This window comes from Cupriavidus sp. SK-3 (genome assembly GCF_000611145.1).
GTDB lineage: Bacteria > Pseudomonadota > Gammaproteobacteria > Burkholderiales > Burkholderiaceae > Cupriavidus.
The window spans coordinates 60,826-71,482 of record NZ_JFJV02000274.1 but is presented as its reverse complement, the minus strand read 5'-3'; the positions used below and the strand labels follow the sequence as shown (position 1 = coordinate 71,482).

The following is a 10,657-nucleotide window of genomic DNA, read 5'->3' as shown; positions in this document are numbered from 1 at the left end:
GCACGTCGGAAATCCGCCGCATGCTGATCGGAAGGGAGTTGTTCTCGCAAACCATGTGATGCCGGCGCTGCATGGCGACGGCGCCCGGCCTGGCGCCGCGCCGGCCATGCCGGATTGGCCGAAAGAGCACTCGCCCTGCCGCCGAACCAATTTACAATCTCCGGAACCCCCAATCGTCATCGGCCTGCGTCATGTCCCACTTCCCAAAGCTGCTGTCCTCGCAGATTGCCTATGACGTGGCCCGCACCATGCTGGACGGGTTCGACAAGCACTACCGGCTGTTCCGCGAGGTTAGCCACCAGGCCAAGGTGAAGTTCGAGGCGGCCGACTGGCAAGGCCTGCAGCAACTGCAACGCGACCGCATCGCCTTCTACAACGAGCGGGTGCGCGAAACCAGCGTGATCCTGGAAGACGAGTACGACGCCGAGAACATCGAGGACGAAATCTGGCAGCAGATCAAGCTGCACTACATCGGGCTGCTGACCAACCATCACCAGCCGGAACTGGCCGAGACCTTCTTCAACTCGGTGTGCACGCGCATCCTGCACCGTTCGTACTTCAATAACGATTTCATCTTCGTGCGCCCGGCCATCTCGACCGAGTACATCGAGAACGAGGAGTCTCCCACCAGGCCGACCTTCCGTGCCTACTATCCGGGCAGCCGCGCGGGCATGGCGGCGTGCTTCGAGCGCATCGTCCACAACTACCAGATCGAGCGCCCGTTCGCCGATCTCACGCGCGATATCGGCTACGTGGTGCGCGCCGTCACCGAGTACTTCGGCGACTTCCGCATTGCGCCGAATTTCCAGATCCATGTGCTGTCGTCGCTGTTCTTCCGCAACAAGTCGGCCTTCATCATCGGCCGCATCCTGAACGCCGACCGCACCTTCCCGCTGGCGATTCCCATCGTGCACACGCCCGACGGCAAGCTGTCGCTCGACACGGTGCTGCTGAAGAAGGTGCAGCTGCTGATCCTGTTCTCCTTCACGCATTCCTACTTCATGGTGGACATGGAGATCCCGTCGGCGTACGTGACCTTCCTGCGCGACATCATGCCGCGCAAGCCGCGCGCGGAGATCTACACCTCGCTGGGTTTGCAGAAGCAGGGCAAGAACCTGTTCTACCGGGACTTCCTGCATCACCTGCAGCATTCGTCCGACAAGTTCATCAGCGCGCCGGGCATCAAGGGCTTGGTCATGCTGGTGTTCACGCTGCCTTCGTATCCCTACGTGTTCAAGGTGATCAAGGACTACTATCCGGCGCCAAAGGAGACCACGCGCGAGCTGATCAAGTCGAAGTACCAGCTGGTCAAGCAGCACGACCGCGTGGGCCGCATGGCCGATACGCTGGAGTATTCCGACGTGGCATTTCCGCTGTCGCGCTTCGACGACGCGCTGGTGCGCGAGCTGGAACTGCACGCGCCGTCGATGATCGAGTACCAGCGCGCCAAGGACGGCGGCGAGGAAATCGTCGTGCGGCACGTCTACATCGAGCGCCGCATGACGCCGCTCAATATCTGGCTGCAGGAGGGCTCCGATGCGCAGGTCGAGCACGGCATCGTGGAGTACGGCAACGCCATCAAGGAGCTGATCGCCGCCAATATCTTCCCCGGCGACATGCTCTACAAGAATTTCGGCGTCACGCGCCACGGCCGCGTGGTGTTCTACGACTATGACGAGATCGAGTACATGACGGACACCAATGTCCGCCACGTGCCGCAGCCGCGCAACGAAGAGGAGGAGATGTCGGGCGAGGTCTGGTACAGCGTGGGCCGGCACGATATCTTCCCCGAGACCTACCGCAGTTTCCTGCTGGGGGACCCGCGCGTGCGCGCCGCCTTCCTGCGCCACCACAAAGATTTCTTCGATCCTGCCATGTGGCAGGGGCACAAGGACCGGCTGCTGGCCGGACAAATTCACGATTTTTATGCCTATGACGTTTCAGAACGCTTTGTCAATCGCTATGCCGCCGCAGCCTCAACCCGGGCTAGATCCGGCGACCAGCCAGAACCGGCAAGGAGAGTCGCATGAGTGACGCCATCGCCCAGCTGTTCCGCAACAATCGGGAGTGGGTCGACCGCGTGAACGCGGAGGATCCGGGCTTCTTCATGAACCTGGCAAACCAGCAGGCGCCCGAGTACCTGTGGATCGGCTGCTCCGATTCACGCGTTCCGGCCAACCAGATACTGGGGCTGGCGCCGGGCGAAGTGTTTGTCCATCGCAATATCGCCAATGTCATCGCGCACAGCGATCTCAACGCGCTCTCCGTGATCCAGTTTGCCGTGGAGTTGCTCAAGGTGCGCCACATCACGGTGGTGGGCCACTATGGGTGCAGCGGCGTCAAGGTCGCGCTCAAGCGCCAGCGCGTCGGGCTGGCCGACAACTGGCTGCGCCACGTGCGCGACGTTGCCGACAAGCACGGCGCCTACCTCGGCACCATCACCCGCGAGGAAGACGCACATACGCGGCTGTGCGAGCTCAATGTGATCGAGCAAGTCAACAACGTGTGCCAGACCACCGTGCTGCAGGATGCCTGGGACCGTGGCCAGCCAGTCACCGTGCACGGCTGGGTCTACGGCGTGTCCGACGGCCTGCTGCGCGACCTCGGCATGGCTGCCAGCAGCAATGACGAACTGCACGAGCAGCTCGAAGCGGCCTACCGCCAGTTCGGCGATCCGCCGCAGGCGTCGATCCGCTAAGCGCCGGCCTCGCACGCATCGGCAAGCAAAGAGAGATTCAGGAAGAGCCAACAATCGCCGCCACGTATCGCGCCAACCTGCGCCCACCCGCGCCCCTAATCATTGGAGACACCCCATGCATGATCCCGTTGTCATCGTATCCGCCGCCCGCACCCCGATGGCGGCCTTCCAGGGCGAGTTCTCCGCCCTGACCGCCCCGCAACTGGGCGCCGCCGCCATCCGCGCCGCGGTGGAGCGCGCCGGCCTCAAGCCGGAGCAGATCGAGGAAGTGGTGTTCGGCTGCGTGCTGCCCGCCGGGCAGGGCCAGGCGCCGGCCCGGCAGGCCGCGCTGGGGGCAGGGCTGCCGCTGGGCGTGGGTTGCACCACCGTCAACAAGATGTGCGGCTCCGGCATGCGTGCCGCCATGACCGTGCACGACGCACTGATCGCGGGCTCGTTCGAGATCGCCATCGCCGGCGGCATGGAAAGCATGACGAATGCGCCGTACCTGGTGCCCAAGGGCCGCGGCGGCTATCGCATCGGCCACGGCATGATTTTCGACCACATGATGCTGGACGGCCTGGAGGACGCCTATATCAAGGACGAGAAGGGCGGCGGCCGCTCCATGGGCACCTTTGGCGAGGACTGCGCGTCCAAGTACAACTTCACCCGCGAGGCGCAGGATGCGTTCGCCATGGAGAGCGTGCGGCGTGCACAGCAGGCGACCGAGCGCGGCGATTTCCGCTGGGAGATCGCGCCGGTGACGGTGCCTGGCCGCGGTGGCGACACGGTCATCGATACCGATGAAGGCCCGCGCCGCATCAAGGTCGACAAGATCCCCTCGCTCAAGCCGGCTTTTGCGAAGGACGGCACCATCACCGCCGCATCGTCCTCGTCGATCAACGACGGTGCCGCCGCGCTGGTGATGATGCGCGAATCCACCGCCAAGCGCCTCGGCCTGGTGCCGCTGGCCCGCCTGCTGGGTCACACCACGCATGCGCAGGCACCCGGCTGGTTTACCACCGCGCCGGTGGAAGCCATCAACAAGCTCTATGGCAAGCTCGACTGGACCACGGACAGCGTCGACCTGTTCGAGATCAACGAAGCGTTCGCCGTGGTGCCGATGGCCGCCATGCACGACCTCAAGATCCCGCGCGACAAGGTCAACATCCACGGTGGCGCCTGCGCGCTTGGCCACCCGATCGGCGCCTCGGGCGCGCGCATCATGGCCACGCTGATCGGCGCGCTGCGCAAGACCGGCGGCAAGCGCGGCGTGGCCAGCCTGTGCATCGGCGGCGGCGAAGCCACCGCGGTGGGGCTGGAGATCATCTGAACCCGCGGTACCGCCCGCAACAGAGTGGCTGCCGCCATCGCGCGGCAGCCACGCCGCAAACAACATAGAGAAAGGAGTACTGCCTTGCCAACCGCTCTCATCCTTGGTGCCTCGCGTGGCATCGGTCTCGAATTCGTGCGCCAGTACCGCGCCGATGGCTGGCGGGTACTGGCCGTCGCGCGCAGCGACGACGGCATCAAGGCCATCGAAGCGCTTGGCGCGGAGGCGTTGCGCGCCGACCTGACCGACGCGGGCCAGGTCGCCGGGCTGGGCTGGAAGCTGGACGGCGAGTCCATCGACGTAGCGGTCTACAACGCCGGCGTGATCGGCCCGCGTACCGAAGGCGCGCAGCCCGTGACCCGCGAGGATTTCGACAAGGTGATGCATGTCAACGTGCTGGGGCCGATGATGGCGCTGCCGTTGCTGCTGCCGCTGGTCGAGACCGGACGTTCGGGCAAGGGCGGCGTGCTGGCGGTGCTGGCCTCGCGCATGGGCAGCATCGGCACCATGGACAGCAACCGCAGCTGGCTCTACCGGGTCAGCAAGGCTGCGGCCAACGCTGCGCTCAAGGCCGCCTCGCTCGACGCGCGCCATGCCACCTGCCTGGCCTTCCATCCGGGCTGGGTGCAGACCGAGATGGGCGGCAAGGAAGCCGACCTCACGCCGCAGCAGAGCGTCTCCGGCATGCGCGCGGTGATCGCCGGCGCGACCCGGCAGGACAACGGCGGCTTTCGCAACTACGATGGCAGCGTGATCCCGTGGTGAGTGCCATGGCCGATGCATCCTTCGTCACGCCCGCAGCGGCGACAACCTTGGTGAGCTGACATGCTGCTAACGCCAGAACAGGAAATGATCCGCGACGCCGTGCGCCAGTTCGCGCAGCAGGAGATCGCGCCGCACGCCGCCGCGTGGGATCGCGACAAGACCTTCCCGCATGCGGTGCACCGCGAGCTGGCCGCGCTTGGCGCGTACGGCGTGGCGGTGCCCGAGCAGTACGGCGGGGCCGGGCTCGACTATCTGTCGCTCGCGCTGATCCTGGAGGAAATCGCCGCCGGCGATGGCGGCACCTCCACCGTCATCAGCGTCAACAACTGCCCGGTGTGCAGCATGCTGATGGCCTTCGCCAGCGAGGTGCAGAAGCAGCAGTGGCTGGTGCCGCTGGCGCGCGGCGAGATGCTGGGCGCCTTCTGCCTGACCGAGCCGCACGTGGGCTCGGACGCCGCGGCGCTGCGTACCAGCGCGGTGAAGGATGGCGACGACTACGTGCTCAATGGCGTCAAGCAATTCATCACCAGCGGCAAGAATGCCGATGTGGCGATCGTGCTCGCCGTGACCGACAAGGCCGCCGGCAAGCGCGGCATCAGCGCCTTCCTGGTGCCGACAACCACGCCCGGCTACATCGTGGCGCGGCTGGAGGAAAAACTCGGCCAGCATTCGTCGGATACCGCGCAGATCCTCTTCGAGGATTGCCGCGTGCCGGCCGCCAATATGCTGGGCGAGGAGGGCGCCGGCTACAAGATGGCGCTGTCCGGGCTGGAAGGAGGCCGCATCGGCATCGCCTCGCAGAGCATCGGCATGGCGCGCGCCGCCTTCGAGGCGGCCCTGGCTTACGCGAAGGAACGCGAGAGCTTCGGCCAGCCGCTGTTCGCGCACCAGGCGGTGCAGTTCCGCCTGGCCGACATGGCGACCAGGATCGAGGTGGCGCGGCAGATGGTGTGGCACGCCGCGTCGCTCAAGGATGCGGGGCGGCCCTGCCTGAAGGAAGCCGCGATGGCCAAGCTGTACGCCAGCGAGATGGCGGAGGAAGTCTGCTCGGCCGCCATCCAGGTCTTCGGCGGCTATGGTTATGTCAGCGACTTCCCGGTCGAGCGCATCTACCGCGATGTGCGCGTCTGCCAGATCTACGAAGGCACCAGCGATATCCAGAAGATACTGATCGCGCGGGCGCTGGCCTGACGCCTCGCCTGCGGATCGCGGAACCATTTCACCAATGCAGCACCGAAGCATCGAACCCAACGGCCAGACGCCAGGAGCCCCCAGACAATGACTGCTGCCATCGACTTCTACTTCGATTTTTCTTCGCCGTACGGCTATTTCGCCAGCACGCGCATCGACGAGCTGGCGCAGAAGTACGGACGCATCGTCGCATGGCATCCGATCCTGCTCGGCGTGGTCTTCAAGACCACCGGCTGCTCGCCGCTGCCGCACGTGCCGCTCAAGGGCGACTACGCGTGGCGCGATTTCGAGCGCACCGCGCGCTTCCACGATATCGAGTACAAGCGCCCCACGCACTTCCCGCTGCCCACCACGCAGGCCGCGCGCGCCATGCTTTGGCTGCAGAACCATCACGGCGACGATATCGCCACCGCGTTCGCCAAGGCGGTCTACCACGCCTTGTTCGTGGACGACATCAACATCGCCGAGCCGGCCGAACTGGTGAAGCTGGCCGAGCCGCTGGGCATCGACGCGCATGCCATGGATGCCGGCGCCAGCAGCTTCCAGATCAAGGATCAGCTCAAGGCCGAGATCGACGTGGCGATGGCCAAGGGCGTGTTCGGCTCCCCGTTCGTGATCATCGACGGCGAGCCGTTCTGGGGCTTCGACCGCTTCGACCAGATCGAGGCGCATCTCAAGAGCAAGCGGCCGACGGAGCTGCGCGCGGTGAGCAGCACGGACAGCCATATACCCAGCAACACAAACAGCAGCACAGACAGCAGCAAGGAAAAGAAGCCCGCATGAACCCCAGCATCAAGCCGATCCGCCATCCCCGTTTCGACTGCGTGATTTTCGACTGCGACGGCGTGCTCGTTGACAGCGAGCCCATCGTCAATCGCGTGCTCAACGAGATGCTCAACGAACTCGGCATCCGCATCTCGATCGAGGAATCCACCAAATGGTTCCTCGGCCGCGCGGTGCGCGAGGAGCTGGAGAACATCGAGCGGCGGCGCGGCGCGCCGTTGCCCGAGAACTGGCTGTCGCAATGGTTCGTGCGGCGCAATGCCGTGCTGGAGTCGGAAGTGCAAGCCGTGCCGCACGTGCGCGACGCGGTTGCCGCGATCGCCGCCGCGGGGCTGCCCGTCTGCGTGGCGTCCGGCGCGGACCGCATCAAGGTCAAGCTGCAGCTGACCCGCACCGGCCTGGTCGAGCTGTTCCAGCAGGACGAGCGCGAGCACATCTTCTCGTCCACCGAGGTCGAGCGCAGCAAGCCCGCGCCTGACGTCTATCTGCTGGCGGCGCGCACCATGAATGTGGAGCCCGCGCGCTGCGTGGTGATCGAGGATAGCCCGACGGGCGTTACCGCCGGCGTAGCCGCGGGCATGACCGTGCTCGGCTATGCCGCGCGCAATGCCTCCGAATCGCTGCTGGCGGCCGGCGCTGGCAGCATCTTCACCGATATGCGCGAGCTGCGGGGGTTGATCGGATGAAGGCGCGGGCGTCCGGCGCCGGCGGCTGTCCTTGTGGCGGCGGCGACTATGCCACCTGCTGCGGACGCTTTCATCGTGGCGAGGCGCTGCCGGGCAACGCCGAGCAGCTGATGCGTTCGCGCTATAGCGCCTATGTGCTGGGCGACGTGGATTGGCTGCGCCATACCTGGCATCCGTCCACCTGCCCGGCGGATCTCGCGCCCGATACCGATACGCGCTGGCTCGGGCTGGCTGTCAAGGCGCATGCGCAGCAGGACGAGACGCACGCCGAGGTGGAATTCGTGGCGCGCTACAAGGTGGGCGGGCGCGCCTGGCGGCTGCACGAGCGCAGCCGCTTCGTACGCGAGCCGCGCGACGCCAGCGAGGCGCCGCGCTGGCTTTATGTGGATGGTGAAATGCTGGGGGAGAAACCATGACGGAACCGAAGACTGCCGCTGGCGCAATACCGGATGCCGACTACGTGCTGTACGGCTTCGCGCAATCCGGCAATACCTACAAGGTGGCGCTGCTGCTGGAAACGGTCGGCGTGCAGCGTGGCCGCAAGCTGTGGGCGCCGCGCTTCGTCGATTACTTCAACGGCGAGACGCACACCCCGGAGTACCGGGCCATCAACGAGATGGGCGAGGCGCCGGTGCTCGAGTTCGACGGCCGGAGGCTGTCGCAATCGGGCGCCATCCTCGACGTGCTGGCGCAGCGGCTTGGCATCCATGGCCCCGCCGATGACGCCGAGCGTACCGAAGTGCTGCGCTGGCTGCTGTTCGACAACCACAAGTTCAGTTCCTATACCGCGACCTACCGCTTCCTGCGCACCTTTGCCAAGGCGCCGGACCCGGCGGTGCTGCAGTTCCTCCGGCAGCGCTGCGAAGGCGCATGGAGCGTGCTCGACGCGCATTTGTCCGGGCGCGCCTATGTGCTCGGCGAGCGGCTCACGATTGCCGATTTTTCACTGGCAGGCTACGTTTTCTTCGACGACGAGATCGGCGTGCACTGGCGCAAGGAATATCCGCATATCCACGCCTGGACCGAGCGGCTGCGCGCGCTGCCGGGCTGGCAGCATCCCTATGCGCTCCTGCCCGGCCATCCGCTGCCGAAGCGGGCCGGCTGAGCGGCAGGCACTGGACAAGAGAGGCACAGGCAATCGTGAGATCGATAGCGGGGCTGGCCGTGGCGCTGGCGCTTGTGGTGGGCGGGCCTGCGCTCGCGCAGGACGCCGCGCCGGCATCTTCGCCCGTGGCGGCTGGCAAGATGGCGGAGCAGGTCGCGATGGTCCCCAAGCCGGGCGTGCTGTTCTCGGTGGAGCTCGAAACCACCATCTTCAAGCCGCCCGGCGAAGGCCCTTTTCCATTGGTCGTGCTCAATCACGGCAAGGCGTCGGGCAAGCCGGCATTCCAGCCGCGCGCACGCTATTCCGCCCAGAGCGCTGAATTCGTCAAGCGCGGCTATGTAGTAGCGCTGCCGATGCGCCAGGGCTTTTCCAGATCCGGCGGTGCCTATATCGGCGCCGGCTGCAATGTGGAAAGCAACGGCCTCGTGCAGGCCGAGGATGTGGTTGCCACGCTCGACTACATGGTCAGGCAGCCCTATGTCGACAAGTCGCGCATCGTTGTGATTGGCCAGTCGCACGGCGGGCTGACCACCATGGCATTCAGCACCCTTGCGTACCCCGGCGTGCTCGGCCTGGTCAATTTTGCCGGCGGGCTGCGCGATGAATCGTGCAGCCGCTGGGAGTTCAACCTGATCGATGCGTTTGGCGACTACGGCAAGCAGGCGCGCTATCCCTCGCTGTGGATGTATGGCGATAACGACAGCTACTGGCCGCAGCCGCTGCCCGAGAAGATGTTCGGCGCCTACAAGGCGCAGGCGCATGGCGCTGCCGCGAACACGCGCATGGTGGACTTCGGCACCTTCGCGGGCGATTCGCACGCCATGTTCGGCAGCCGGGCCGGCTTGCCTATCTGGCTGCCGGAAGTCGGGCGGTTTTTCAAGGAAATCGGGCTTCCTTTCGATCCCCTGCCATAAGCCGGAGCATCAGCGGGCGCATCAACAGGCTCCTGCCGGCGGAAGGTTTACCCCGACAAGCAATCCCGCCGGCGGCGCAGGGTGTGGAGATAAGCGCATGCTGGCATGGGGATGTGGCGGCGATAAGCCCTTTTTCCTGCTTTTTCGCTTAACGCGCTGCTAACGTGTAAATCCGGTCCTGTTTGCCAAGTAGCCGGGGAGCTCCCTACCATGACTCTCCCCAACCCGCACGCAAGTGCCGCCACGCCAGGCTCTGCCCGGCCGGGCAGGCCACCGCGCGGTCAACAAAGGAGGGTTTCCTTGGAAGACCAGTCCAATTCCGCATCCCCCGCGCCCGCCACGCTCGGCGAGCGCAGCCTGCGCGCCGTCTGGCATCCGTGCACGCCGCTGCGGCCCGATGCCGGCAAGCCGCCGCTGGCCATCGCCCGCGGCGAAGGCCCGTGGCTGCACGACACCGGTGGCCAGCGCTATTTCGACGCCACCAGCTCCTGGTGGGTCAACCTGTTCGGCCATGCCAATCCCGAGATCAACGCCGCGCTGCGCGAGCAGCTCGACACGCTGGAGCACGTGATGCTGGCCGGCTGCACGCATGCGCCGGCGGTGGAGCTTGCGGAGCGGCTGTCGGCCCTGACCGGCGGCGCGCTCGGCCATGCGTTCTATGCCAGCGACGGCGCCTCGGCTGTCGAGATCGCGCTGAAGATGAGCTTCCACTACTGGCGCAATATGGGCCTGGGCGGCAAGCGCGAATTCATCTGCCTGCGCCATGGCTACCACGGCGAGACCGTGGGCGCGCTGGCGGTGACCGACGTAGCGATCTTCCGTGATGCCTACGATCCGATGCTGATGAGCTCGCACGTGGTGATGTCGCCCGACGCGCGCCAGGCCGCGCCGGGCGAGAGTGCCGCGCAGGTGGCGCAGCGCGCGCTGGACGAGCTGGAGGCGCTGCTCCACGCGCGCGGCGGACAGATCGCGGCCCTCATCATCGAGCCGCTGGTGCAATGCGCCGCCGGCATGGCGATGCACGATCCGCTGTACCTGGAAGGCGTGCGCGCGCTGTGCGACCGCTACCGCGTGCACCTGATCGCCGACGAGATCGCGGTCGGCTGCGGCCGCACCGGCACCTTCTTCGCCTGGGAGCAGGCGCGCGGCGCCGGCGATGCGCCGGGCGCGCCGTTGCCGGCGCACCTCTGGCCCGATTTCCTG

Annotated in this window: 11 protein-coding genes; all 11 read left to right on the top strand. The window is 66.1% G+C overall.

Annotation, left to right across the window (positions count from 1 at the left end; genetic code table 11):
• Positions 1-191: 191 nt before the first annotated feature.
• Positions 192-2,030 (top strand): bifunctional isocitrate dehydrogenase kinase/phosphatase, encoded by a 1,839-nt coding sequence (gene aceK / locus CF70_RS30410; protein WP_035874458.1) that lies wholly within the window; start codon positions 192-194, stop codon positions 2,028-2,030.
• Positions 2,027-2,698, top strand: a complete 672-nt coding sequence (can, locus tag CF70_RS30405; protein WP_035874454.1) for a carbonate dehydratase — start codon at positions 2,027-2,029, stop codon at positions 2,696-2,698. Before aceK ends, can begins: the two co-directional genes overlap by 4 nt.
• Positions 2,699-2,813: 115 nt before the next feature.
• Complete coding sequence (locus tag CF70_RS30400; RefSeq protein ID WP_035874451.1) at positions 2,814-4,010, top strand: acetyl-CoA C-acetyltransferase; 1,197 nt, start codon at positions 2,814-2,816, stop codon at positions 4,008-4,010.
• A gap of 84 nt (positions 4,011-4,094) precedes the next feature.
• A complete protein-coding gene (locus CF70_RS30395; protein WP_035874449.1) occupies positions 4,095-4,775 on the top strand; it encodes an SDR family oxidoreductase in 681 nt (226 codons plus the stop codon).
• Between the two features lie 60 nt (positions 4,776-4,835).
• Entirely contained in the window at positions 4,836-5,966 is a 1,131-nt protein-coding gene (locus CF70_RS30390) for an acyl-CoA dehydrogenase family protein (RefSeq protein WP_035874446.1), read from the top strand.
• 87 nt (positions 5,967-6,053) lie between these two features.
• The gene (locus CF70_RS30385) at positions 6,054-6,749 is read left to right on the top strand and encodes a 2-hydroxychromene-2-carboxylate isomerase (RefSeq protein WP_035874443.1); all 696 of its coding nucleotides are present in this window, start codon (positions 6,054-6,056) and stop codon (positions 6,747-6,749) included.
• Positions 6,746-7,435, top strand: coding sequence for an HAD family hydrolase (locus CF70_RS30380; RefSeq protein WP_035874440.1), 690 nt, complete (start codon positions 6,746-6,748; stop codon positions 7,433-7,435). Before CF70_RS30385 ends, CF70_RS30380 begins: the two co-directional genes overlap by 4 nt.
• Positions 7,432-7,851 (top strand): YchJ family metal-binding protein, encoded by a 420-nt coding sequence (locus CF70_RS30375; protein ID WP_035874437.1) that lies wholly within the window; start codon positions 7,432-7,434, stop codon positions 7,849-7,851. The genes CF70_RS30380 and CF70_RS30375 overlap by 4 nt, the downstream gene beginning before the upstream one ends.
• The gene (locus tag CF70_RS30370) at positions 7,848-8,540 is read left to right on the top strand and encodes a glutathione S-transferase family protein (protein WP_051649247.1); all 693 of its coding nucleotides are present in this window, start codon (positions 7,848-7,850) and stop codon (positions 8,538-8,540) included. Before CF70_RS30375 ends, CF70_RS30370 begins: the two co-directional genes overlap by 4 nt.
• A 44-nt stretch (positions 8,541-8,584) precedes the next feature.
• Positions 8,585-9,454, top strand: a complete 870-nt coding sequence (locus CF70_RS30365; protein WP_051649252.1) for a dienelactone hydrolase family protein — start codon at positions 8,585-8,587, stop codon at positions 9,452-9,454.
• Between the two features lie 300 nt (positions 9,455-9,754).
• On the top strand, positions 9,755-10,657 hold a 903-nt coding region (locus CF70_RS38475; protein ID WP_414629488.1), incomplete at its 3' end, for an aminotransferase class III-fold pyridoxal phosphate-dependent enzyme.

What these genes read in the sequence shown, in the direction of transcription:
- aceK (WP_035874458.1), top strand. Translation starts at nt 192, where the DNA reads ATGTCCCACTTCCCAAAGCTGCTGTCCTCGCAGATTGCCTATGACGTG.
- can (WP_035874454.1), top strand. Translation starts at nt 2,027, where the DNA reads ATGAGTGACGCCATCGCCCAGCTGTTCCGCAACAATCGGGAGTGGGTC.
- CF70_RS30400 (WP_035874451.1), top strand. Translation starts at nt 2,814, where the DNA reads ATGCATGATCCCGTTGTCATCGTATCCGCCGCCCGCACCCCGATGGCG.
- CF70_RS30390 (WP_035874446.1), top strand. Translation starts at nt 4,836, where the DNA reads ATGCTGCTAACGCCAGAACAGGAAATGATCCGCGACGCCGTGCGCCAG.
- CF70_RS30385 (WP_035874443.1), top strand. Translation starts at nt 6,054, where the DNA reads ATGACTGCTGCCATCGACTTCTACTTCGATTTTTCTTCGCCGTACGGC.
- CF70_RS30380 (WP_035874440.1), top strand. Translation starts at nt 6,746, where the DNA reads ATGAACCCCAGCATCAAGCCGATCCGCCATCCCCGTTTCGACTGCGTG.
- CF70_RS30375 (WP_035874437.1), top strand. Translation starts at nt 7,432, where the DNA reads ATGAAGGCGCGGGCGTCCGGCGCCGGCGGCTGTCCTTGTGGCGGCGGC.
- CF70_RS30370 (WP_051649247.1), top strand. Translation starts at nt 7,848, where the DNA reads ATGACGGAACCGAAGACTGCCGCTGGCGCAATACCGGATGCCGACTAC.